Source organism: Heliobacterium chlorum (assembly GCF_014502795.1).
Lineage (GTDB): Bacteria > Bacillota > Desulfitobacteriia > Heliobacteriales > Heliobacteriaceae > Heliobacterium > Heliobacterium chlorum.
In genome coordinates this window covers 16,524-40,636 of sequence record NZ_JACVHF010000026.1, presented here as the reverse complement: position 1 = coordinate 40,636, position 24,113 = coordinate 16,524, and the positions used below count along the sequence as shown (strand labels likewise).

The 24,113-nt window shown below is 41.7% G+C and carries 28 protein-coding genes and 2 pseudogenes; 11 read left to right on the top strand and 19 right to left on the bottom strand.

What is annotated here, in order from left to right; all coding sequences use genetic code 11:
• Positions 1 to 3: 3 nt before the first annotated feature.
• From H1S01_RS22595 to H1S01_RS16845, 5 genes and pseudogenes are all read left to right on the top strand, one after another.
• Positions 4 to 375: a site-specific integrase gene (locus tag H1S01_RS22595; protein ID WP_423751936.1), complete on the top strand. Its 372-nt coding sequence runs from the start codon at positions 4 to 6 to the stop codon at positions 373 to 375.
• Positions 306 to 626: pseudogene (locus tag H1S01_RS22080) on the top strand (tyrosine-type recombinase/integrase); the annotation flags it as partial. The gene H1S01_RS22595 and the pseudogene H1S01_RS22080, both read left to right, overlap by 70 nt.
• 446 nt (positions 627 to 1,072) lie before the next feature.
• Positions 1,073 to 1,708: a CBO0543 family protein gene (locus H1S01_RS16855; RefSeq protein WP_188041568.1), complete on the top strand. Its 636-nt coding sequence runs from the start codon at positions 1,073 to 1,075 to the stop codon at positions 1,706 to 1,708.
• On the top strand, positions 1,695 to 2,315 hold the full coding sequence (locus tag H1S01_RS16850) for a CBO0543 family protein (RefSeq protein ID WP_188041567.1): 621 nt from the start codon (positions 1,695 to 1,697) through the stop codon (positions 2,313 to 2,315). The genes H1S01_RS16855 and H1S01_RS16850 overlap by 14 nt, the downstream gene beginning before the upstream one ends.
• A 222-nt stretch (positions 2,316 to 2,537) precedes the next feature.
• On the top strand, positions 2,538 to 3,800 hold the full coding sequence (locus tag H1S01_RS16845; RefSeq protein ID WP_188041566.1) for an Nramp family divalent metal transporter: 1,263 nt from the start codon (positions 2,538 to 2,540) through the stop codon (positions 3,798 to 3,800).
• A gap of 820 nt (positions 3,801 to 4,620) precedes the next feature.
• On the opposite strand, the gene H1S01_RS16840 is transcribed toward H1S01_RS16845, so the two are convergent.
• Positions 4,621 to 4,953: a hypothetical protein gene (locus H1S01_RS16840; protein ID WP_188041565.1), complete on the bottom strand. Its 333-nt coding sequence runs from the start codon at positions 4,951 to 4,953 to the stop codon at positions 4,621 to 4,623.
• Between the two features lie 139 nt (positions 4,954 to 5,092).
• Between H1S01_RS16840 and H1S01_RS22590 the strand changes: the two genes are divergently transcribed.
• Entirely contained in the window at positions 5,093 to 5,395 is a 303-nt protein-coding gene (locus tag H1S01_RS22590; RefSeq protein WP_423751935.1) for a DUF5658 family protein, read from the top strand.
• A gap of 175 nt (positions 5,396 to 5,570) precedes the next feature.
• On the opposite strand, the gene H1S01_RS16835 is transcribed toward H1S01_RS22590, so the two are convergent.
• From H1S01_RS16835 to H1S01_RS16805, 7 genes are all read right to left on the bottom strand, one after another.
• Positions 5,571 to 6,293 (bottom strand): nucleotidyltransferase family protein, encoded by a 723-nt coding sequence (locus H1S01_RS16835; RefSeq protein ID WP_341479125.1) that lies wholly within the window; start codon positions 6,291 to 6,293, stop codon positions 5,571 to 5,573.
• A 166-nt stretch (positions 6,294 to 6,459) separates the two neighbouring features.
• On the bottom strand, positions 6,460 to 6,711 hold the full coding sequence (gene spoVG, locus H1S01_RS16830; RefSeq protein WP_188041563.1) for a septation regulator SpoVG: 252 nt from the start codon (positions 6,709 to 6,711) through the stop codon (positions 6,460 to 6,462).
• 112 nt (positions 6,712 to 6,823) lie between these two features.
• Positions 6,824 to 7,159: a DNA-methyltransferase gene (locus H1S01_RS16825; protein ID WP_188041562.1), complete on the bottom strand. Its 336-nt coding sequence runs from the start codon at positions 7,157 to 7,159 to the stop codon at positions 6,824 to 6,826.
• On the bottom strand, positions 7,152 to 7,490 hold the full coding sequence (locus tag H1S01_RS16820) for a DNA methyltransferase (protein WP_188041561.1): 339 nt from the start codon (positions 7,488 to 7,490) through the stop codon (positions 7,152 to 7,154). The genes H1S01_RS16825 and H1S01_RS16820 overlap by 8 nt, the downstream gene beginning before the upstream one ends.
• Before the next feature lie 115 nt (positions 7,491 to 7,605).
• A complete protein-coding gene (locus H1S01_RS21680; protein ID WP_243237399.1) occupies positions 7,606 to 8,373 on the bottom strand; it encodes an exonuclease domain-containing protein in 768 nt (255 codons plus the stop codon).
• Positions 8,374 to 8,763: 390 nt separating this feature from the next.
• Positions 8,764 to 9,024, bottom strand: coding sequence for a hypothetical protein (locus H1S01_RS16810; RefSeq protein WP_188041560.1), 261 nt, complete (start codon positions 9,022 to 9,024; stop codon positions 8,764 to 8,766).
• Positions 9,025 to 9,215: 191 nt separating this feature from the next.
• Positions 9,216 to 9,749 carry an NAD(P)H-dependent oxidoreductase gene (locus H1S01_RS16805; RefSeq protein ID WP_188041559.1) on the bottom strand — a complete coding sequence of 178 codons (534 nt, stop codon included), beginning with the start codon at positions 9,747 to 9,749 and terminating at the stop codon, positions 9,216 to 9,218.
• 224 nt (positions 9,750 to 9,973) lie between these two features.
• Here H1S01_RS16805 and H1S01_RS16800 point away from each other — a divergent pair, with 224 nt between their 5' ends.
• Both H1S01_RS16800 and H1S01_RS22585 read left to right on the top strand, forming a co-directional pair.
• Positions 9,974 to 10,342: a winged helix-turn-helix transcriptional regulator gene (locus H1S01_RS16800; RefSeq protein WP_188041558.1), complete on the top strand. Its 369-nt coding sequence runs from the start codon at positions 9,974 to 9,976 to the stop codon at positions 10,340 to 10,342.
• 1,605 nt (positions 10,343 to 11,947) lie between these two features.
• A complete protein-coding gene (locus H1S01_RS22585) occupies positions 11,948 to 12,511 on the top strand; it encodes a CBO0543 family protein (RefSeq protein ID WP_423751934.1) in 564 nt (187 codons plus the stop codon).
• Between the two features lie 288 nt (positions 12,512 to 12,799).
• Here the strand turns inward: H1S01_RS22585 and H1S01_RS16795 are convergent, their stop codons facing one another.
• Complete coding sequence (locus H1S01_RS16795) at positions 12,800 to 13,639, bottom strand: 4Fe-4S binding protein (RefSeq protein WP_188041557.1); 840 nt, start codon at positions 13,637 to 13,639, stop codon at positions 12,800 to 12,802.
• 397 nt (positions 13,640 to 14,036) lie between these two features.
• Here H1S01_RS16795 and H1S01_RS16790 point away from each other — a divergent pair, with 397 nt between their 5' ends.
• On the top strand, positions 14,037 to 14,654 hold the full coding sequence (locus H1S01_RS16790; RefSeq protein WP_188041556.1) for a CBO0543 family protein: 618 nt from the start codon (positions 14,037 to 14,039) through the stop codon (positions 14,652 to 14,654).
• A 432-nt stretch (positions 14,655 to 15,086) separates the two neighbouring features.
• On the opposite strand, the gene H1S01_RS16785 is transcribed toward H1S01_RS16790, so the two are convergent.
• From H1S01_RS16785 to H1S01_RS16775, 3 genes and pseudogenes are all read right to left on the bottom strand, one after another.
• Positions 15,087 to 15,728: a DNA-3-methyladenine glycosylase I gene (locus H1S01_RS16785; RefSeq protein ID WP_188041555.1), complete on the bottom strand. Its 642-nt coding sequence runs from the start codon at positions 15,726 to 15,728 to the stop codon at positions 15,087 to 15,089.
• Between the two features lie 296 nt (positions 15,729 to 16,024).
• Positions 16,025 to 16,234 (bottom strand): annotated as a pseudogene (locus tag H1S01_RS22580) (aldehyde dehydrogenase family protein); the annotation flags it as partial.
• Positions 16,235 to 16,322: 88 nt separating this feature from the next.
• On the bottom strand, positions 16,323 to 17,057 hold the full coding sequence (locus H1S01_RS16775) for a zinc ribbon domain-containing protein (RefSeq protein ID WP_188041554.1): 735 nt from the start codon (positions 17,055 to 17,057) through the stop codon (positions 16,323 to 16,325).
• Positions 17,058 to 17,307: 250 nt separating this feature from the next.
• Here H1S01_RS16775 and H1S01_RS16770 point away from each other — a divergent pair, with 250 nt between their 5' ends.
• Complete coding sequence (locus H1S01_RS16770) at positions 17,308 to 17,616, top strand: zinc-ribbon domain containing protein (protein ID WP_188041553.1); 309 nt, start codon at positions 17,308 to 17,310, stop codon at positions 17,614 to 17,616.
• Between the two features lie 537 nt (positions 17,617 to 18,153).
• On the opposite strand, the gene H1S01_RS16765 is transcribed toward H1S01_RS16770, so the two are convergent.
• From H1S01_RS16765 to H1S01_RS16755, 3 genes are all read right to left on the bottom strand, one after another.
• The gene (locus H1S01_RS16765) at positions 18,154 to 18,546 is read right to left on the bottom strand and encodes a hypothetical protein (RefSeq protein WP_188041552.1); all 393 of its coding nucleotides are present in this window, start codon (positions 18,544 to 18,546) and stop codon (positions 18,154 to 18,156) included.
• Positions 18,547 to 18,584: 38 nt separating this feature from the next.
• Positions 18,585 to 18,944: a DUF4829 domain-containing protein gene (locus H1S01_RS16760; RefSeq protein WP_341479124.1), complete on the bottom strand. Its 360-nt coding sequence runs from the start codon at positions 18,942 to 18,944 to the stop codon at positions 18,585 to 18,587.
• Between the two features lie 229 nt (positions 18,945 to 19,173).
• Positions 19,174 to 20,358, bottom strand: coding sequence for a tyrosine-type recombinase/integrase (locus H1S01_RS16755; protein WP_188041550.1), 1,185 nt, complete (start codon positions 20,356 to 20,358; stop codon positions 19,174 to 19,176).
• A gap of 525 nt (positions 20,359 to 20,883) precedes the next feature.
• Here H1S01_RS16755 and H1S01_RS16750 point away from each other — a divergent pair.
• Entirely contained in the window at positions 20,884 to 21,426 is a 543-nt protein-coding gene (locus tag H1S01_RS16750) for a hypothetical protein (protein WP_188041549.1), read from the top strand.
• A 10-nt stretch (positions 21,427 to 21,436) separates the two neighbouring features.
• On the opposite strand, the gene H1S01_RS16745 is transcribed toward H1S01_RS16750, so the two are convergent.
• The 4 genes from H1S01_RS16745 to H1S01_RS16730 form a co-directional block, all read right to left on the bottom strand.
• Complete coding sequence (locus H1S01_RS16745; protein ID WP_188041548.1) at positions 21,437 to 21,793, bottom strand: hypothetical protein; 357 nt, start codon at positions 21,791 to 21,793, stop codon at positions 21,437 to 21,439.
• Positions 21,794 to 22,225: 432 nt separating this feature from the next.
• Positions 22,226 to 22,483, bottom strand: a complete 258-nt coding sequence (locus H1S01_RS16740; RefSeq protein WP_188041547.1) for a hypothetical protein — start codon at positions 22,481 to 22,483, stop codon at positions 22,226 to 22,228.
• Positions 22,484 to 22,902: 419 nt separating this feature from the next.
• Positions 22,903 to 23,286, bottom strand: a complete 384-nt coding sequence (locus H1S01_RS16735; protein WP_188041545.1) for a hypothetical protein — start codon at positions 23,284 to 23,286, stop codon at positions 22,903 to 22,905.
• 93 nt (positions 23,287 to 23,379) lie between these two features.
• Positions 23,380 to 24,012, bottom strand: coding sequence for a transposase (locus H1S01_RS16730; RefSeq protein WP_188041544.1), 633 nt, complete (start codon positions 24,010 to 24,012; stop codon positions 23,380 to 23,382).
• Positions 24,013 to 24,113: the final 101 nt, after the last annotated feature.

Below are 24,113 nucleotides of genomic sequence, written 5' to 3'. Positions count from 1 at the left end.
AGATTGTACGCTGCTTTTCTATTGGAGTTACGGTTGGGCTTACGTCGAGGGGAACTGTTGGGCCTCCGCTGGCAAGATATTGATTTTGATCGGCGGATACTGTACGTCCGGCAGACCTTGCAGCGTATTCAAAAACCCGATGATAAAGGAAAGAAGACACATCTGATCTTCCAGACGCCAAAGACTCAACGGAGCAAACGGCCTCTACCGATACCGGCTGATTTAATGATAGACATACATAAACACAAACTTAGCGTGGATCAGGACAAAGAAATTGTGGCGACAAGTACCTTAATTATGACCTCGTCTTCTGTTCTAACGATGGACGGCCACTCGATCCCACATCGTTCACCCGGATGTTCGAGAAGCTGTTAGACAAAGCTGGTCTGCCGAAGACGACCTTCCACAGCTTACGGCATACGGCCGGGTTGTTCATTCTGGATGCCACAAAATCCATGAAAGTCGTACAGGAAGTCTTGGGACATACGACCATTCAGACTACGGTCGACATCTACCTCGACCACATCGGTGTTGACGAGATGGCCAAAGCCCTCGCACAAATGAACGGAGTTCTCTTGACTAAAAAAAGTTCTTGTGAAACTCTAGAAAAGCCGGTTTCATCATGAAAAAACCCAGAAAAACAGGTGACGCCTCAAACTGACGCCTACGGGTGACGCCACGGAGAACTTCACGCTATTATAACGCCAGTGGGTTTTAGCGGAGAAACCATTGACGGTGCGGTCTGACCGGGTTAGAATAGGTGTACAGCCCTTAAGTAAACTCGCACTCTGGTAGCGTGCTTGGTTCGGGACCAAGAGGCCGCAGGTTCGATTTCTGTCGCACGACCATGAAGCAGCTGGGGTTGTTATTGGGTTCGTTTCAACAATGAGGATGGATCTGCGGTGACATCTGACGATTAGATGAACGTTTTATACCACAGCAAAAATTAAATGATGAACAGTATTGGTCCAGGATTAGATGTCCTGGGCCTTTTTGCTTTGATTATCCACGTATGACATTGGTTACGCAGGGGAACCTTTCTAGTACAGTCTTTGATGAAGGTAGGGTTAAGATGGTCACCGATGCAATGCTATTGGACGCACGAATCTTGTTTAACCAACTATCTTTACAGCATTACTTACAAGCCGAGGTATTTTCTAGAGGCTGGTGGTTTATCGTAGCGATGCTGTTGGTTCTCTACTACACATGGTGGAGACTCCTTGATAAGAGCAGATTCATGGAAATCTTACTATTTGGCTCTTTTATGGCTGTATCAAACGCCTTCATGGACAATATTGGGACCAGTGCGAGCCGTTGGATGTACTTCACTCGTCTTGTTCCTCTTAGTCCAGGTCCATTTCCCATCGACTACTCGGTTGTGCCGATCCTCTCTATGCTAGCCTATCAGTATACGAATAGTTGGCGTTCTTTCCTGGTTGGTATATCAATTGCAAGTGGGCTTTTAACGGCGATAATCTTTCCGATTATGACTAGCTTAAATATCAAGCATCACTATAATTTTCATCTTTACACTTACTTTTTCATGGTTGTAGTAGCTAGCCTATTTGCAAGATACCTTATTCTGGCGATAATTAAACGGCAGCTTAACGAAGAGGGCGTAGAGAAACCGGATCGACTTCTTAGCCCGAGATTAGCTCCTTCGATGAGACCATTGGACAAGGAAAAAGAACCAGATGGACAACTTTGAGATTATTCAACAAACTAGAGAAACACTTGGACAATTAGTGGTTATTAGATATCTCTCTGACGAATTGTTTTCCTTCAACTGGTGGTTTTTACTGGCAATCTTGATCGGAACCTACGTCGTTTGGTGGAAACTCATAGACAAAAATCGGCTTATGGAACTCCTTTTATTTGGCTCTTTTATAGCGGTATCAGTTACTTTCGTGGAAGGTTTCGGTACAACCATAGGTCTCTGGGGATATAAATATAAGCTAGTTCCTGTTGTTCCGTCTCTCTTCCCTTTTGATTACACGTTAATTCCAATTCTCCACTTACTTACCTATCAACACACCACATCTTGGAAGTCATATTTTATCACTTCCACAATAGTATCTGCTGTGTATTCCTTTGCGTTTAGTCCACTATTGGTCTGGATGGGAATCATGCACATTGAGCACTGGAGGCACTATTACCACTTCATCATACTACTTACGATTTCAAACCTGGCTAGATTCGTTTTGTTAGCAGTAATTAAGAGGCAGTTCTCCGCAGAGGGCGTTTCAAGCAAGCATTTAATAAGCCCCGTCCTACAACCAGCTACAAGACCAATAGATCCTCCTGAAAAAGAGTAGTTATAACATAAAGCGTTTGGCAGTAATGTGGCCGGACGCTTTTTAAATTCAATCAGATGGTTTAACCATGCTGGTGACATTCACAACTTGTTGACTTCCTCCCATTATCCTGACTCCCTTTAGTTTAAGAGTTCAGATAAGCAAGTGATTGTGAAGGAAATCTTTTGTTTTTGACGAACATAAAAACATAAGATAGTTATTCTCCATACAGGGGTGCATCCTATGAATTGGCTTAAGCAACAGTTAAATACAAAACTACATAATCCCATACTAGGCATGAAGGAGATCATAAAATATATCGGCCCGGGTCTATTGGTTACCGTTGGTTTTATTGACCCGGGAAACTGGGCCTCTAATATTACCGCTGGTTCGGAGTACGGTTATAAGCTGCTTTGGATAGCTACCTTATCAACGATCATGCTGATCATCTTACAGCACAATGTAGCTCATTTAGGAATTGTAACCGGTAATTGCTTGGCCGAAGCTGCCTCCAAACACCTGAACCAAAGCCTTTCCCAATTTGTGCTTTCCACGGCTGTCATGGCTACCATTTCTACGGCGATGGCAGAAATATTAGGGGGGGCTATCGCTTTGCGATTGCTGTTCAATATCCCCTTAAAACTTTGCGCGGTACTGTTATTTGCCTTTGTGTTGTGGATGCTCTTTTCTAACTCCTACCGGCGTTTGGAAAAGTGGATCATCGGCTTTGTATCGATCGTCGGAGTATCCTTTGTTTATGAACTGAATATTGTCGGTTTGAACTGGGGGGAAGCCGTTAAAGGATGGATTACTCCCACTTTTCCAGAAGGCTCCATGCCGATCATTATGGCCATTTTAGGTGCCGTCGTCATGCCCCATAATTTATTCCTACACTCAGAGATCATCCAAAGCCGGGAATGGAATAAAGCGGACCCTGAAATCATTAAAAAACAATTACAATATGAGTTTACCGATACGCTGTTATCGATGGGGATCGGCTGGGCCATCAACAGTGCCATGATTATCTTGGCAGCTTCGACCTTTTTTCAAAATCAGATACAAGTCTCTGAACTTGAACAAGCGCAACAGATGTTGGTGCCCATACTGGGGAAGAGTGCTGCAATTGTCTTTAGCATAGCACTGCTCTTCGCGGGTATTTCTTCTACGACCACTGCCGCAATCGCCGGGGGAAGTATAGTGGCAGGAATGTTTAAAGAACCTTATGATATCAAGGACCCCCATACAAAGCTCGGGGTCGGCGGGATTTTAGGTCTAGCGACGTTGCTGATTTTTGCCATTGACGACCCTTTTAAAGGGCTTATCTATTCACAGTTATTTTTAAGTATTCAACTGCCGATTACAGTATTGTTACAGGTCTATCTAACATCATCCAAACGAGTAATGGGAGAATATAAAAATTCTTGGCTCCATAATAGTGTATTATGGCTAATTGGGATCATCGTTTCGGCATTGAATATAATGCTATTGTTCAGCTTCTTGAACTAATCAAAACATCCTTTTACATACGACCTACGTGGCATCTCAAATCGACCGCCCTTTCATCGGGGCGGTTGTTTCTTCGGGTAAAGATAACGATCTTATCAAGATCGTTTAACTAGAAAAACCCTCTCCAGTTAATTTCTGAACTAGAGAGGGTTTATTTACGTCATATTTCCATGATAGATATTTAGTTTATTAGCAAAACCCCTGTTAAACGAGCTGTTTTGAACTTTAGTGGCACAATTGTGGCACGCAATTCCATTTTGCTCCTAGCATCATTTTCCCAATCCAGTTTCATTAAAGTGAATCATCCAACTTTGTGCAGCCTGCTGTTTGAGCGGGTACTACTATAACTATCATTGCTCAACCAGCCCCGACAATCCCACTATTAAAATGATAACAGCCCAGGCCGAGTTGGTCTAGGCTGTTTTGCGATCGAGAAAAGATCGCTTTTGTGACGTTGTGAGTTGCAGGGATGTGCACCAGCATCCCTCTATTTCGTGTGTATGTAAAAAACGGTATGATGATAGTGAGTGGTGCAGGTTAATCGTCGCCTCCTGTATGGCCACATGTGGCTCGCAGATATTATCTGAATGGAATTATATCGGCAAGGGATTCTGTTGGAACACGTGTCGAAACAGGAATGGATGTGGCGAAGTGAATTCTCCACAAAATTAAAATACCCCAGCCTTTGAATAAAAGCCAGGGTATGCCTTACCTTTGCGGTAGGCAACTATTAATTCTGTCACATTGATCATACCACTTTGTTACAACAATCACAATAGCTACCTGGGGCGGAAGCAAGTTTTATTTTTAGTAAACGATACTATTGTTCTTTAACATCGACGATGTCGGAACAGCGGATCTCACGTTCATTTCCATCAGATACGATAGTCAATTTACCGGACTTCGATTTGATAGGGATTCCGTTAATCCACTGTCCGCTCTTGATTCGAAACATGATTTCATACTGCTCACTCGCTGCCAACTCGATAACCCGTGCTATTTCTTCCACACGGATATCGTTGAGTTCTGGAATTGGTTCCTCGTTACTCAACCACTCCCTCTGGGTAATGCGAGTAACGTCACGATGCTCGGGCAGTAACATTGGTCGCCAAAGAGAGTTAGATGCATAGAACCGTTGAACTTTAGGGTTCATAATGACCACCTCCTGGAAATAGTTTAGCACACATGTTCCAATTACAAAGCACTTGTTCTAATACTATCCCAGGAATTTCTTGCGGTTGGTCAAACATTGAACAGCGATAACCAGTAACTGCCCCGGTAAAACTTACAGCATGAAAGTAAAGCTAGTTAGCTGTTATTGGGCATTCTTTCCGGTCCTTGTAATCGTCCTAAACGTCTGGGATTGGTTGGCCACGGTTGAGGGCGTTCAACGTGGATATATCTACGAAGCGAATCCACTGGTAGCCCCAGTCATGAATAGTCAACCGTGTTTAGTGCTGATTTTCAAACTTTTACTTTCCGGTCCAAAGCAATATCACTGGGGCTATCTTTCGATCTCTCTATTGGTTTTGGGTGCTTACATGACCGTGGGTATCTACCACGCCTTTTGGATCGGTTTAGTCTTGTACCGTTAGGCTACGCCAGTCTTTCACTCACTGCCTCTACGTAATCCCTCTCAACACCAAACGCAATGAACCGTCCCCATCTGCTTGTCCGCTACGCTTACCCTGCATCGCAGCCCATTAATATACTGTGAAGCAAAGCAAAAAACCAGGCGAACATCCGTCCAACCTGGCTAATGTATGCGATTTAGATCGCATACATTAATTCTTTGAACACCAAACCGTTGTTAATATCAATGTGAACCTGCTTATATTGTTCCATCGTGCCGATATCCTTCCAGTAACCCCTGGCGTGTACCCCTAATAAATGAAACTTTTCTTGCAGTAATAGCGGGAACAAGTGCTTTGAAAAGTCGTAAAAACCGCTTGGGATATATTCGAAGATGCCAGGTTCAAAAGCGTATATTCCTGCGTTAATTGTATTGGAAAAAACTTGTTCCGGCTTTGGTTTTTCAATGAATCGGCGAATAAAGCCTCTCTCATCGGTAATTACTATCCCAAATTGAGTCGGATCGTCCACCGTGGTTAATGCCATTGTCGCTAACGCTTGTTTTTTCTTATGAAACTCAATGATTTTTGATAGGTTTATATTCGTTATTCCATCCCCGCTAATGACTAAAAACGTTTCATCAAGAAATTCCTGAGCCTGTTTTACGGAGCCAGCGGTACCGAGTGGTTCATTTTCTATGAAATAGTGAAGTTGTACACCAAATCGAGAACCGTCACCAAAATAATTCATTATTATCTCGGGGTAAAAGCATAGCGTTACAGCGATTTCAGTTATCCCGTGTTGTTTCAACAATTCAATGGCATACTCCATCGCTGGGCGACCATGAACAGGAACCATTGGTTTCGGCATGGTGTCCGTCAGCGGACGTAATCGGGAACCCACTCCACCGGCCATAATCACGGCTTTCAAAAAACGACGCACTCCCCTTGGCAAAAGCCACTTTTTTAATTTGAAACGAACGAGGTAATGATCGTCAGGATTATAGCCTAGGATGTTTTGATTATCTCTGTAATTTATTCTATGACGTTTGATTCTGTAAATTGATTAGCAGATGTTGTTAATTTTATTATGCAGCTTCAAACGCACGAAGTACCTCGTTAGAAAGTAAGCTTCGGGCTTCCTGATTAATCGGATGAAAGATGTCACAAAAGCTTCCATCTGGTCGATTTCGACTCGGCATTGCTACAAAAATCCCGTTTGGCCCTTCAATTACTTTGATATCATGGATAACAAAAGAGTCGTCAATAGTAACCGATGCAATAGCTTTGATAGCACCTGTTCGAAAAATCTTTCTAATCCTAACATCTCTGATAGCCATTCCGAAACCTCTCCCAAAATTATTCAGACTCACTTGTTCAAGTGTAAACCAATTTTGGAAATAATCAACACTTGTTAAGATATTTTTACACCTATGCGAGAATTATCTTTATTTACGCTGCTTCCTCCAACCTAATATTTGCAGCCTCCACGTACTGCTTCTCCACATCAAACGCGATGAACCTCCGCCCCATCTGTTTTGCTGCCACGCAGTCTCCCCCACTGCCGCAGAACGGGACAAGCACAACATCCCCCGGCTTCGACGATTTCTCAATAATCATCTCAGCCAGCTTTACCGGCTTTTGAGTAGGGTGGATGTAGGTCACTGCCGGATCACGAGGCACAGCCCACACATCAGAAATTCGCTTTCCATTTAGGATGTGGCGTCCCTTCACCGCGAAGATAAGAAATTCGTGAGCGGGACTGTAGGCTCCACGAAGATCACCCATTCCTCCCCCGTTCTTTTGCCAGACGATGCAGTTCTTGATGGTGTGCGATGCGGTTGTACCATTTGGCGTAGACGTCCCATCTGGTCCAGCAGTAAAAAGCACCGCCATCTTTCAACACCCGATAAGCATCGGCCAACCAGTCGGCCATGATGATGTTGTCGTTCCGGATTGCGGTGAACTTTCGCTTACGGCTGCCACTTCGGTAATTAATGCCGTAAGGTGGGTCGGCGATGATGAGATCAATGGAGTTGTCGGGGATCAGTTTCAGGCCGTCGTTGATGTCCATGTGGTGGATGGTGTCTAGCTTTAATTCACCGATATTTGCTGTCATTGGTCACCTCTTGCTCTTTGAAAATAGAAAAAGCAGTTCGGCCGCGATGGGCTGAACTGCCTCTCTATTTAATAGGTGGGCTGTGGGGTAGGAAGTACAAGCGAAAAGATAGGACTTAGCCTTGTAAAAACCTTAGAAACTCAGCTTCATCAATTATCTGTAGATTTTTACCTGATGCTATTAAACTTTTAGCTTTTTTTGTTTTACTACTTTCTTTGCCATCTGCAAACTTAAAATAGTCTTGCATTCCCATAACCAAAAAGTCTGTATCTTTAGTAATGCCATCTCCGATAAATCCACCGGTATTTACGACTTTTTGCATAGCTTCTTTCCTCGACATACTGGAGAGCGTACCAGTAAATACAAGTTTCTTTTGAAAAAATTCATGTTCCGGATTAAATTCGTTTGTTTCTGCTAAAATGCCCTTTAAATCTATCCCAGAGTTTTTTGCTGCTCTAACGCTACAGGGAGAATATCCACCAATGAATAGTTTTCCCAATTTCATGCCAATAGAAGATTCTATTTCATTAAAAGAACTTAATCCATTTTTCAACGTAGCTGCAAGAAGCACTTGCCCACACGCTTTAGCATCTTCTTCAGCATTATGATGGATGAAAACATGATTAAGGAATTTACAAACCGTTTTAAGTTTATAATTTTCCAACCCAGCCCAAGTTTTCATGGCTAGTTTGTATGTACAAGCATACTGAGTTTCTGGATATGAAATACCGTATAGGTCTAAAACATGTCGCAACGCAGACATGTCAAATGCAGCGTTATGAGCTACAACTATTGCGTCTTCTAACATCGGTTTTAGTTGAGCAAAAACAGCATTAAACTCGGGGGCATCTTTAACGTCTTCTTCTGAGATACCATGAATCATAACGTTAAACGAATCAAATTAATAGTACTCTGGATGTGGCTTTACAAGCCAATTGCTTGAGTTAACAATCTTACCATCCTCAATAATAGCGACTCCGACCGAACAAATACTTCCAACAAAACTATTAGCAGTTTCAAAATCAATACAAACCGCTTTCATCGATATCTCACCCAAACTCTTTGAGTTTTTTCGTAAATTCCAGGTAACGTTAAGCGACAAAACAAAATCGTACACTTCTAAATAATTCTAGGTAGAATATTTTATTCCTGCTTCTTGATGTAATCTTACTTTCCAAACAAAACACATCTTCTTAGATATCCATAGCAGACGAGTTTCTGGCCACTTACCCCTCCCAACCCCACAAACTCCCCCACTGATCCCGCAAAAAACTCATCTGCTATGTAAATAGCAAAAAAGCGACCCCGCCAATAACGGCGAAATCGCTGGGAGGTCAATGAACGCGTTTTTCATCTGTTCACGCTGATCACAAAACAGCTCGGCCCGATTACTCAATTTCTCAAGGCTTTCCTTTAATAATTCCTGGACGCTGTTCGGAACAGTAAGCCCTGCGGCTTCGATTTGATCTTGGAAAAACTTGAGGTCTTTGGCTAGAATGGCGTTTCTCTCACACCTGTCATTCAAGTTAGCCAAAGCAAGCTCATCTTCTTCCCTCTTCCGCTGCCGTCGAGATTCAAGCCATTCCTGGATGAAGACGCATGAGCTTCGGGATTTAGGATGCCCAGAATAGCTACAAAAACAGAAATTACTTTTTCTAGCAAACATGGTAAGCCAATGCTTTACTCGGAAAAGTTATGATTGGATAGCTAACACAGAAGATCTTGTTATTGTTGATGCTTAAAGATATAGTTGATGTATTCTTTCGCACTTTGATTGATTTCCTCATCGCTTGCTTGAAATGAAGCTCCAAAGACAGCAAAATACGGTAATGCCACTGCGCCCACATGTCCTGTACTGGCTTTGAAAGGTGTAATCACTTCATCCACGGTAAAAGAAACAGAGCCCCCTGGCAAATAATTTTCCTTTTTATCGCCGATGGACATGGCAAGCCCTAACTTTTTCCCTATAAGCTTATCACCATTTGTTCCATAAGCCCATCCGTAAGCAAAAACATCGTCAAACCACTTCTTCAATAGAGGCGGATAACTGTACCAATACAACGGGAATTGCAAGATAACATGATGATATGCCTCTACTAGATTTTGTTCTCTCGGGACATCGATGTTCCAGTTAGGATACTCCTTGTAAATCTCATGAATGGTAATATCGTTTGGATATTGCAACAGTTCTTCTTTCCAGCGCTGGTTTACCCTTGAAACCTCGAGGTTCGGGTGTGCCAAAATCACCAGTGTTTTCACTATGAACTCTCCCTTCTCAGGCCCAAATTGAAGAATATATCTTCAAAGTGCCTTGCCTCATCTTCTTTAATATCATCATTATCCTGCAGGCATTAAAGAAAGAAAATACACACAATAAAGTAAGGTAGTTACTTGAAAGTAAGTACTGGACTCGTAATAAAACATATGCAACAATTGATTTTCAGACTGTCTTTAATGATCCAGCATGAACGAGGTGTTATTCGATGAAACGATATAATCTGGGCATAGAGGCAACGCTTGAAATAATCGGCGGAAAGTGGAAATCCTTGATCATTTGCTTGTTAATGTCCGGTGTAAAGAGAACAAGCGAATTACAGCGCAATATTCACGGCATTTCACAAAAGGTTCTGATCCAGCAGCTTCGCGAACTTGAGAAAGATGGACTCGTAAGAAGATATGTGCACCAGCAGATGCCGCCAAAAGTCGAATATAGCCTCACAGAATATGGAGTTACAGCCAATAAAATCGTTGATGTTATGTGTTCTTGGGGTAAAGAAAATATTAAAATCAGACAACAGCGAGGAGAAGATATCGTCTTGCTGGAGGATGAGTCACTGGAGGACAAAAAATAGATTAGAAATTTAAGGCTTCGGTAACGGCCACAAAAAAACAACCGCCCATTCACGCTGCTCCCAACAACGAGGTTTTATTTGGGAGATCAGTGTAAATGGGCGATTGTGCTCGGTTATTATGGGTAAAAGTTATGGCGTTGATACGGAGTGTCTAAACGTGAATTAAAACCGTCCATCCCCAGTCAATCCACTAGGAGGTGACTTATCTAGTGGACCACTGTAAGATGGGCGATTGCATAGATATTTTATTCATAAGTTAAGGCATTTGCTACTCGAAAAACGGAAAACCCAATTTCAGCTTACCCACCTGGTTTGAGTGTCAATAACGGCATTACCGCTCCTCCTGGGGCTAGTTTTCCAAGGAATAAAAACAAAAACTCACCCACACCACCCCGTTAATTTAGGAGTTCAGTACAGATGAGCGATTGTGCTCCCGGGATTAAAGCAAACCCGGTCCCTGATAACAGTTTCCGGGTCGCTAAGCCAGGAGGTAACCCCATTGCGTTGTTCAAACACCCGGTTGGTTGGTTATTTAGACAACACAACGAGCTTAGGATTCCGAGTGAAGGATAAAAAAATACCCCGCAAGAATCTTACGAGATAAAACAAGAAATAGGTTAGTTAGGGGGGATTCTATTTAACGTATTCCAAAAAACATTGCACGGTGATTAATCTCAATCGCTCTGGGGTATAAGCGTCCAAAATCTAAATCATCGTCTTGCTCATAAATAATTCATCTTTTTGTTAAAACCTAGTTGGAATACCGTTGATTAAAAATAAGCGACCCGGTAGTGTATACCGAGTCAACAAAATTGAATGTATTCCGTTGCGCTTATTTTTACTATCCACCTTGTTATTAGTCAAGCGCACCGAAATATAGCTTGGGTTGTAAGACATAAAAAAATACCCCACAAAAGTGGGGCGGGATAATTCGCCTTGGGGTTTAGGGATGCAATGACAATATTAAGCTATTCTAGTTTCCTTGGAATGTGATTAAGACAAAAAAGTACCCTGCGACAAAATCGCAGGGCGAAGGCGCGAAATGATAGAGGGTCATGTGAACCGTGCCAGTAAATCTATATGCATGATTGACTGAGTAATACCGGTGTTAACTTCAAAAAAATACCCCACATTAAACTTGTGGGGTCAAGACATAGAGAGAAAGGAATGGCAGGACAGCCGAACATGACAATATACTATTTATGCTCGTCTTTAGAAAGTATGACAATAACTGTTGTAATATAAAAAAATACCCCGCGAATCGCAGGGTGCAACATGGATGGAACTCTTTAGAGGGCAAAAGCACGATACATTTTATGATTGATTCTTAGAAAACATGTCCTGAAAACGAAAGAAGCCCGTGAAACACGGACTCTTTCAAGGAACGGGGAATGATGATGTGAAAGGATTGCGCTGATGAGCTAGTTCAAAGGAGAGTACAATCAACGCAATAGTCATATTATTTACAAGCAAAGACCATCCTAGCCACTCAAACAATAATCGCTAGGGTGATTTAATGTTGAGCTTGGGAATTAAGGATTAATTGGTGAGAAATGGGCAATACTGACTGAAGGTATATTCGACTATCTTCTATGGAGCAGTTTAATGATAGATATTCCGGACTCATTACTTAACCTCGTGCTAATGCATGAGGTGTTTAGTAAGGCTCGAATTGAAGCTTGGAATTCTGAAGTGCTCTGGTCGTGGCGATGGTGGTTATTGATCGCTCTCATGCTAGCACCATGGTTACTTTGGTGGCGTATCGTTGATAAAAAGCGGCTCACAGAAATATGTCTATTCGGGATGTTTGTATTAGCGACCTCATCTTGGATGGACGAGTTGGGGACTGAGCTTTTATTTTGGTATTATCCATATAAGACCTTTCCGTTGTACCCCCAATTGGTTCCGATCAACTACACGGTAATACCTATAACTTTTATGCTGTTGTACCAGTACAAGAAATCTTGGAAAACATACATTTTTACTTTGATAATAATTGCAGCTATCTATTCTTGGGTAGCTGAACCGTTACTAAATATAATAGGCATTTATAAGCCGATTAACTGGAAGTACAGCTATTCATTTCCTTTATATGTTTTTATTGGCATTAGTCATAGATGGCTGCTCAAAGGGATTCTAAGAATAACTAGTAAAAGTAGCGAGAAATGATTTCTTAATCACACTAAAAATATCGACATAACAACCGCCCCTCCACACTGGCCTCCCAATAACGTGGCTTATCGGTAAGGCAGTGAGACGGGGCGGTTATTCTTCTATTCTGACCAATATTTGAATTGGCTAACACCTGTTCAACGGCTTGTTTGCCTAATTATTTCCTCTACCCTTCAAACCCGCCCCCACACATCGCCCCCTACGCCTCTCAAAACGACCAACCATACCATTCATACCAAAACGGGGGTAAATTGAACGTGGGCGTTACCGCGTGTGAGTTAATTTTTAGATAGCCTTTACCGGGCAGACCCTTGAACATTCTAAGCAAAGAATGCACTCCGTATCTCGTACTTTTTCCCCCTGGCTTATGTATCCCATCACATCAACATCCATTGGGCAATTCTTGTTACATTGCCCACACTGAACGCATTTATTTTTTGTTGGTTTTACTCGAGCCAAACTAACGGAAGCAGGTATTTTCATAATTAACGATACAGGGCAGGCAACCTTACAAAAAGCTCGACGATCTTTTAACCAAAAGGCCAACGGTATGCCTAAAACGTAGTAAACAGCGTTTCCGGCTATCATCCAAAGCATTTCTTGTTTGTATAGGTAATCCCGTCTCACATCATAGCTAAACACAAAAACCAGCATTAGTGGTAGCATTATTGAGATCACCAATGGTACAATACGAAAGTTCTTAATAGAATCTGGGATTCTTCCTTCTTTTTTTACTGGTAACCAATCGAGTACCGCCGCAGTCCAACAGGCCCAACCACAAAAACCTCTACCCCAAATGAGAGGTCCAAATACTTTGGCTATGGCATAATGGATAACTCCTTTAGAAAAATAACCGACCAATAATAGAAATACAATTCCCTCCAGTTGCAGGTTTTCCTTATTAAATATGGGCAAAAACAGCAGGAATACTGGTGAGATCAATAAGATAGAAATACGACGACCCATATCCTTTTGTCCCTTAGGTAGCTTTCCTTGGAGATGTCTACCCAAAGAAATTGACGCCCCAATCCAAGGGAAAATAACGAGGAAACCCCACCATCCAACAGTTTTATACAGTATTGAAGTAACCAGAAGGGCGATAAAGAATGGAATGAAGGTTGCCATAGTAACCTTCTCCTCCCATCAATAATTTTCTTTCTATATAAAATTCTTGTTTCGTGGGAGATATCACAAAATCCTTCTTGTTTTGGAAATAACAGTACTGAAAAGAGGAGGCTTCATGAAGCCTATTTGAAACCGACCCTCCACATCGCCCCCTACGCCTCTCAAAACGACCAACCATACCATTCATAACACAACTGGAATCAAATCGGACGTGGGTCATCACAGCGGGTTTAGTTGGATATAGGGGTTTTTAGGTGATTATTTGCGGTGTTTATTCGGCGATAACTGCTGCCGTTCACCCAATAGCCCCCACTCCACCATCTCTGTATTAGGTGAATCTTCATATTTTTTCTTGGGCATACTTGTCTAAGATATTCATATCTTAGGACGGTGTGTTATGACCTACAATGACCAATTACAGGCACAAGTTAACCTCTGGCATGTTAATCTAAGCAGGTGGTTATCGGAAGAACTTTTTTCAGTTTCTTGGTGGTTTCTTGTCGGACTTACTGTGATTTCTTACATTGCTTGGTGGTTGATTGTCGATAAAAAAAGCCTACGGAATATTCTCTTATTCGGATCATTTATAGCGGTATCTAACACTGTATTTGATTTGTCCTTGGTGGTAATGGGATTGTGGGGATACAAGACCAAAATGATGCCGACTATACCGACACTGTTCCCCTTCGACTTTACCGTTATACCGTTGTTGGCAATGACGATATATCAGTTCTTCCCAACTTGGGGAAAGTACTTTATCGGAATCGCAGTAACAAAAGGCTTATTTGCCTTTGGGGCAATTCCCTTATTGATTAGATTGCAGATAATGGAACTTCATGGAATTGGATTGATTTATGTGTATGCCGTTATGTTAGCAATACCACTTGCCTCAAAGTTCGTTATTGAACGGGTAATTCATGCTGAGCATTCTGCCGAAGCAATAAAAGATAAACGCGAATTACCGTTTTTAACTCCGGTACCCGCAAAAAGACCTCATGAAAATGATGAGGATTGAAGACAAAAAAACAACCGCCCTCCTCATTGGCCTCCCCCTAAAGGAGCAAAAAAGGAAAGCCGTGAAGATGGGCGGTTTTTATTATTGTTTTAGCCAAGGGTATACGAGATCAAACGCTAATGACCGCAATTTCAAAAATAATTTTCTCTACCCAACAAAACCAACCCTCCACATCGCCCCCTACGCCTCTCAAACCGCCCAACCATACCATTCATACCACCACAGGGGTTAAACTGGGCGTGGGCCATAACAGCGGCCTTATGTGGGATGTGGGGGATTTTAGGTGATTATTTACGGCGTTTTTACGGCAGTTATGCCATCTTTGGCCCGATTACGACAGCACCAGCTACAAAAACACAACTGCCCATTCACGCTGCTCCCAACAACGAGCTTTTATTTGGGAGATCAGTGTAAATGGGCGATTGTGCTCGGTTATTGTGGCCATCTATTCATTAGCTGATACGTGTGACCAACCGTTAAGGTTGATTCATTGAGGTAAAACATTACTTTTTCATGCAAAAAACAGTAAGAAAGATGGTCATTGACCATGCCTACAGCCTGCATAAAAGCGTAAATAATTGTTGATCCAACGAATTTGAATCCTAGCTTTTTCAAGTCTTTACTAATAAGATCGGACAATTCCGTTCTTGCTGGTACTTGGGAGATATTTGTCCAGTTATTTTGAATCGGTTTATGGTTCACATATCGCCAAAAGAAATTACACAAGCTTCCATATCGACTTTGTACATCGAAATAGGCTTTAGCATTTACAATTACGGCCTTTACTTTTAATTTGTTTCTTATAATACCTTCATTTTTTAAGAGGTCATTAACTTTAGCATCATCATACTGCACTATGACCGTGGGATCGAATCCGTCAAAAGCCTCTTTGATGGTTTCTCTCTTTGCCAATATAGTTGACCAACTCAATCCCGCTTGCATTCCTTCTAATATAAGCATTTCAAATAGCTTCCTGTCGTCGCAAACGGGTCTGCCCCATTCTTGATCGTGATATATCTTCTCGAGTGTGCTGTGATTTGCCCACTCACAGCGAACATATTCATTTTCTCTCATTACCGCCACCACCTTAACATTTGTTTATTATTATACCGTAAAAGCAAAATCAATTAGTCTCTATATTACTAAATGATTTTCTCAATTCATCAAAAAACCACCCCTCCACGTCCCCCCCCCTACACCCTCCAAACCTCCCAACCATATCATTCGTACCACAACGGGACTCAAACCGAACGTGGGCCATTACAGCGGCCTTATGTGGGGTGTGGGGGTTTTTAGGGGATAAATAACGAAAAACGACCTCGCCGGTGGTGGCGAAGTCGCTGTGTGGAGTTATCATAATGGAGATTTTTTTAGAAAAAACCAAGTGGATTTTCACTATAGCTTACGAGCAGGTTTTTCGTTTGTTGATATTCCCGACCTATTCCGGACTATTTGTAGCCACCAAAGGCTGCATGGGCAGGATACATGTGGTAGCAGTTTACCCACGCACGACCAGCTTTGATACCACGACCGATCCGGTAGGCGGTATTCATATCACGTGTCCAGACACCGGCACCTAATCACTACTGGAAATACCGTCCGACGATGAAATGAAAAGCAGCCCAGTTATTGGCTGGACTGCTTTATTAAAGGAATACAGTAAACACATCAATTTTTCGGAACTTGGGATTTAAATCTATTTTTAGCCTTAACCATATCTGCATCTAGCTTATTTAGAGTCTGATTAAATGTTATTAAGCTACCACTTGGACTTTTAGCTAATTCATATGACTGATTATATACATCATATTCTTCAATTAACGCATCATAGGCAGCTTTAAAATCTTCCGACGGTAAGTTCATTTTGCACCAATAAATGTCTTTATCGATTTTGTCTTTTTTTTCGTCTAATCCATCAAATGTTTTATCTTTTCTAAGTTTATCACGAGCTTCTTTTAAATCGTCATTAAAATCCCGCCAACTTGATTTGATTGCATTGCTCCACACTGATGAGTATGTCGCGTTAATAAGGCTGGTGGTTAAGTATGATGTTTGAATATGTTCTTCGGCAATATTTATGTTTTCTATGTAATCCTTTCGATTAATTTTTTGATTTTCTTTTTGTGAGAATAAAGTACCTGATACAATAACCAGTCCCGCAACAACAACCCCCGCAATAATTTTTAATGTTTTTTTATTTAACGAAATGTTAATATTTTGAGCTTCTTTATATTGATTTGTACTTTTATTCGATTCAGTAGTATGTTCTATACAATTTCCTAGATTAGTTTCATTACAAGACTGAGTCGATAAATCTATATTAGATTGAAGTTTTAAACCACAATTAGAACACTCATTTGACCCCTCTTTATTTTCATGACCACAACGACTGCATAATATCATTACTGGAACCTCCTTGAAGAAAATTCACGTCATTATGTTACACTAAAATAAATGCAAAATTTGTCGTTTTACGTCGAATAGATAAAATTTTTACAGTTCAATTGGCATATCTATAGGTCTAATTTTCTCCTCACCTGTGTAAACTCAAAAAGAGTCCTGATCAGGTTAGACGCTACACTCCTCGATTGCCTACGGCTAGGGAGTTTTGCCGGATATCCCTAGACATGGCAAATTTTGAGTAGGTCATTTAATGTTTCAAGACAAGGTATTACCCTGCAAAGAATGTGGCAGTGAGTTTGAGTTTACCGCTTCCGAACAAGAATTCTTCGCCGAAAAAGGATTCACTAACGAACCCGGCCGTTGCCCCCAGTGCCGTGCGGCTCGGAAAACCCAAAACAACAATAACAACCGTGGTGGCTACCGCCAAGAGCGTGAGATGTTCCCGGCCACTTGCTCCGCTTGCGGGAAGGAAACCACTGTTCCCTTCCAACCCCGTGGCGATAAGCCCGTTTATTGCCGCGATTGCTTTAAGCCCCAACCCCGCAACAATCGCTGGTAATATCTAAGCCATTACGAAAGCTCGCCTTCATCGGCGGGCTTTTTCTGTAGTCCCACTGTAGTTCCCCCTAACGCTGCCCCCTTGTCACCAAAAAAGCTCGCCTTAACTGGCGGGCTTTTAACGCTATATCCCCTTAAACCAATCCCCTTCTTCTCCCAAGCAACGCCGACCTGATATCCCATAACTTACTCTCTGTTCAAACTTTCAAAAATTGGCTATAATCTTACCCAAAGAAAGACCGTCTTCCAACAGAGCTACTGACTTGTAATCAGTAGGTTGCGGGTTCAAGTCTTGTCGCCGGCTCCACTACATATGCGGGTTAGCAGGATCACCAGGTGGAAGAGAGAACCAAAATGTGGTTACGGTGGTAGTTACGGAGGGGCATCTCTGGTGAAGCCATGGGGTTGAAATGGCCCAGTACGCAGGGGAAACCGACGGTGGCAGTGTGCTGACGGCGGTTTTTTGCGTTTGCGTTAGGAATTTTGTGGTGAGGGTTATGGAGGTTTAACGAGGCCCGGTACGGGCCACGCTTTTAAGTTATAGGTTTTTCGTTGTTGGTGACGATGGTTGTTCTTTTATTTCTATCCCCTGTTTCTTAATCCGATATAACGCAAGTACATACGAAGGGAAAATTGCAATAGCGAATGGATAAGCCATTATAGCGTAACCGATGGCAGCATCCGAATGTTGCAAAAATGCAATTGTATATAGAACAACGACTACGGAAGAACAACACACCCACGGGTAATGGACCTTATTTTTATTTGAGTCATCGAATTTAATAAAATACGTTGATGCTACGCTGATAAATAAAGGGATAAACATCCAGAATGATAAATATGTAACCACCCAAGGAATACCAATAATATAAGGAATCGTAATTATTAACATCGTTATGCCCAATAAGAGTTGCTTCTTTTTCGTCGACATTTTAACCTTACCCCATCCACGAATGATATATACTTCTCTCAGTAACCTCTGTCATCAATTAACCAAGGAGATCTTTCATCTTGACGAATTAGGATATATTTCATCTTATATTTTCCGCTATTTTGAGGGCCAGTTTCCTCTCGATACTTTACTTCGTAAAAACAGGTAAAAACTCTTACATTTTCTTTTTTAACCCCATTAATACTTCCGCGACCAGTAGTTAAGTAATCGTCTACATACTCTCGGATTGAGTTAGTTACATCTTCAAGTTCAATAATCTTCATATACTCCAGATCGTCGAATCCCCAAACTGCGTTTGGAGAATTGTGATGCTCAGTCATCACTGAAAGTAATCCTTCTTTATCGTGTTTGTTATAGTAATCAAAATACATCTCAATTACCTCTCGGGGTTCAAAAGTATTTTCATGGGTAATCTTTGATGGTATCCCGAATGAAAGAAATAATATGATGATTAGAGAAATATAATGCTTTAATATGTTATCCTCTCCTTGCTTTAAGAACCAGTAAATTTATTTCATTGTAACATATTGGTTCTAAATGAGTAACAAAAACCGTCTGTTGGCAAGCGAGCCTTTAGACGGTTTCTGTATTTACAGATCTTTTTGCTTAACCTACACCATTCCCCATTTTCCTGGGACTCAACATCCCTTCTATCTTGTCAATCGCTTGTTTCTTTACGTCGGGAAGCACGTGACTATAAGTATCCAGCGTAATCCTAATGCTGCCATGGCCCAGCAGTTCTTGAACCACCTTCGGATGAACACCTGCTTCTAAAAGTCGGGTCGCGTAAGTATGACGTAGAAAATGCAGATTAGTCTTCGGAATCTCAGCCTTTGCCAGCAGTCGATGAAACTTCGTCGCCAAATTCCGCTGCGAGACCATCCTCCCCTTTTTGGTCGTTACGACCAGCCCACTGTCCTCGTACTCCTCTTCTGCCGTTCTCTTCTCAACATATTGAAGGAAGTGCCAGCGTTTAAGCTGTCTAACCAAATCATCGGTTATCGGAATCCTCCGATAGCCGTTTTTCGTTTTTGGCTCTTGTATGATCTGGTGAGTTTTGTTGGGGCCGTGTTCGTTCTTGACCAGCACGGTTCCCTTGGTCACATCGATGTGGCCTCGTTCTAGATTGATGTCTCCCCACTTTATAGCCAACAGTTCCCCTACCCTCATCCCTGTTCCGAGCAGCAGTTTGAAGGCGATCCAGAGTCGGTCTTCTTCGGCGACAAACATAAATTCTTTCATTTGATCTACGGTGAAGACACTAATTTGCTTGGGAGATGGTTTGGGCTTGCGGACGTGATCAGCTACGTTCTTGTTGACCAAACCATCATGACCAGCTTGCTTGAGAGCTGTTCTTGCGGTAGTAAGAATCAGTTCGACTGTTCTCGTCGCGAGACCGGACTGCCGTTTTTCATTCAGAAGCTTCTGCAGTTGGGTGGTCTGTAAAGCCTGTACCTTCACGTTACCCAACTTCGGCTTCAAATGAAGCCGGGAGATATATTCATAGGACTCCCAAGTTTTAGGACGCACGTTGGGCTTTACATATTGTTCTAGCCAGATGTCCAACCATTCGCTGAAGGTCACCGTGGTGGGAATTACGAAGATGCCTTGGCGATGCTCTACGAGAGCTTGGTCACGCCACTGTAGGGCTTCGCCCTCTGTTTTGAAAGTTCTTCGAGCGTACTTCGCTTTACCGTTGTCATCTTGGCCGATGTGGACTTGGGCTACAAAGTAGCCGTCTTTACGTTGGTATACCGAGCCTTGTCCTGGTTTGTTGCGTTGGGAGGTCATAAAGAAACACCTGCTCCTTTCGATGTTCAAGATCGACTGATTTCAAGGGAGGCAGGTGTAGGTTATCTCTAGTGGGGCGGGAAGTGAAGGGGAAGTTTTATGAAGATAATCTCTTGATTTTCATTTAGGTTATAATTTTTTCGAATAAATGACATTTTTCGACATCTAATTTTTATCTAATGTGATAATCTAGTATTGATTTTCAAATGCTTAAGGTGAGTGTCAATATGTCAAGTACTGTGTCTGATAATGGCCAAAAGAAAAACGAAACTAGGAAATGGTATATTCAACAAGCCGTGACTTTTGTTACTGCTATTATAACCACCCTAATAACGACACTTATTACATCTGGAATCATCATTAATAAACCTACACTGTATGAAAGGCAAGAGGTCCCTATAATAAATTGACAATTTTGATACACTATCATATTTTCCATTAGTAGAAGGAAACTATTGGATTTATGACTATTCAGTAGAGTATCAAGACAACCACGATATTATAAAAAAATCTGATAAAATAAAAATGGAAGTAAAGAAGATTTATACAAATAAAGATAAAGATTACTATATAGCAGAAATGAAAGGCAATCCTTTAGCTGATTTTGATCAGTTTGATGAACGCTACGGGTTATTAGTGGTTTCTAGCAAAGTATATTATATTGATGAAAGCGATCTGGATAATATGATTCAGTATACTTCTACAAATAGTATGATCCCTATTGAATTATTAGAGAGAACAGATCTAATGTTTGAGTTTCCATTGTATAATGGCGAAAAATATGGCAGTGTAAGTACACTCACAAGAACAGACTTTCGATACATGTGGACTGTAGCCAAAAAGGACGTAATCCATCAAAAAGAAAACAATGAGATGAAAAACGTGTCATTATATGAAATGAAAAATATTACCATAGGTGATTCCATAACTATTACATACATCCCAAACTTAGGTATAATATCTAAAGAATACAAACACAATGGCACTACCAATAAACAAAATATAGAATTATATGAGTATAATGTTAAGATGCCTGAAAAACCAAAAGGTACAAGTCTTAAATTTTGACTTCTTAAATCTAGCCCAGTACCTCTAATATAACCTCAAACCCAAACCTCGACAGCCCCCACTCCCGGCAAATATAATCATCGCCATACTTCTTCCGCCACTTAGGCAGCAACTGGACATGTTGCTCGTACTTCATCCGATCAAACACTTCAAAGGACACTAAGTCCTCAAATAATGAGTACGTGATCAACGGCCCTGGCCGCCGGTAATCTCGTTTAGCTTTACCCGACATCCGATCGGACGGCATCACCATGCTGCCAACACGACCTAGACGAGAGGCACGGCCACGGATGCCGGAAGCTGTGGTTTTCTTTTGTTTTACGTCGGTGAAAAATAATCGTTCGATGTCGGTGTCAACTGTGGGCAAGCTCTTTTCCCCTTTCGAACAGCGTTGACTTATCCGTACTCTATTTTGCCCAATAATAAACAGACTGAAGCGTGAGCCTTTCGATATGGGGCCACGCTTTTCCTTTTTCTAAAGTATATTACCAGTAAACTTACGATTATACGGTCTTCTATTAGATTGGGTGTAATGCTTCAGCTTGGCATACTCTTCCCGAAGTCGATCGACTTCACGTGATACCATGATGGCTTGATTTAGCTTTCGGGCCAGTAGCAGCCTGGATGCTTCGTGGCGTTTTTTGTGGATTAGTTTCATAAGTTGATCAGCTTCGTTTTTCATCGTCAGGAATCACTCTCTTCCAACATTTGGTGAGTGATTATTCGATGTGGCGAGGGTGATTTCCTCCTTTTTACAGAAAGCAAAACAGATATTGGGTGCTCCTTGTTTCTGCTGCAATTACTTCTCTTGATCACGCCTCGCCATATAAGCTTTTTCTACCCATTCATACCAATATAACCAGCAATGACCTGGTTCCTCGTCGTATTTACTACGTCTTTCTCCGGTGGTTGGTTCCACAGGGTACTCCCTATTTAGACTATCGAGTTCTCGTTCTAACTGGTGTTTATCCCAATTTACCGCATCGAGATGTTCGATTCTTTCTCGTAAAAATACTGCAGCATCTTCTTCTTCCCACTTCTGCCATTTTCTCTTCATCGTATGTACCTCCATTATCTTCATCCTTATCTACAACTGGGTGATATTATTTAAACTCGTCATTAACTTCTACAAACTATACTAATTCTCCTATTTTGTATCAGATCTGATTTACTAAACTCTTCCCCGTTGACTTCCTACCCATCTAGAGCGATGATGTCACTGCGGCAACCCTGAGTTATCCCCACTTTTAACAATGTAATTATATGGGTTTAGTTTTCGAGTTTTTTTCAGCACTCAAACGGTGAATTTCTCAAAACGAAATAGGGTAAATTTGTGTTGATTACAAGTAGAAATGGCATCGTTACATTACGGAAACACTGATTCATTAATAAAAGGGCATAGCAAAGCAAACCCAAAGTATTTTGAATTTTATCCGATACTTTCGGTCGAAAAATCCCAACTAAGGAAATCGAAGGCTATGCCACTCGAACCACTTCACGAATATGCTCGAATAACTCCTCCGGTTTGATCTCCCGAATAAATGGATATTTTTCTGGACGACGCAAGATGTTACGACCAACTCGCCATAATCCTAGAGTCCGGTAAGGTACGGTATTTGCCATCATTGGCCGATGTAGATCTCGCTCTTCCGCCCAATGTCCTGTAACGACCATAAACAGGTACCCACAAGTGATGACCAGGAAAAGACGATCATATCGATCGGTACTTGACAGCTTCGTTCCACGAAGGCACAGACCGTTTCGTTCGTTTTTGATATCCCGAAAGCATTCCTCAATTTCGAAACGCCGCCCGTAAAATTGGGTGACTTCGGAAAGGGGATCGGATAGGGATGTAGCCAAAATCCATGAATCTTTTTGAAATACATCATGAATGGCCACGATGCGTACCGGATATCGATGCTCACCGGTATACTTCGTTTGACCGAAATCCTTTTAGCTATTATAAGAAATAGCGAATTTATTTAATGCTCCACAATAGGTATCGCTGAAAATAAATGCATTGTTTTTGGGTAGACGGATAACAAAATCAAAATGTGAGCTACGGATAACCTTGAATAGTTCAACTTTGGCAAACCCACGGTCTGCTAAAATAATCACGCGATATCCATCGGGAACGATGGTTCGAAAGTCTTTAACTAAATCCATTTCCATTTGAGTCATTTTGTCTTTCAGGTCTGTTTTTACCGCAGTACGCCAGAGAACAGGTGTTTCTCGACTGCCCACGATCAAAGCCAATACTAATGTTTGGTGACGGTCATCGTGGAGATCGGTCCAATCCAAGGCTACCAGCAGGCGAGAATTCAACGATAGCTTACTGCAAATCATGTGGAGTAGTGCACCAGCCATGGACAGGACGTTCAATCGAGGGTTCCCTAAAAAACGATCGACTCGTTTGATATTGTGCTTATCGGCAACCATGTTTTGAATGGCCTTACCCATGGCAGCGACCGAGATATTGTCGGTGTGAAACAAGGCAAACGCAAGTGCAGCCAAGGTTTTGACTTGAGACTTCCGAATCCCAATCATTTGACTTACTAAAAATGAAGTAAATGCAATCAAATTCATTCAACAATTTCTCCCTAATTTTACAGATTCCTTGTCGAATGATTCGATTTTCTGCCTATGGAAACCTGCATAAAACTTCAATGTAACCTAAAAATTTAAAC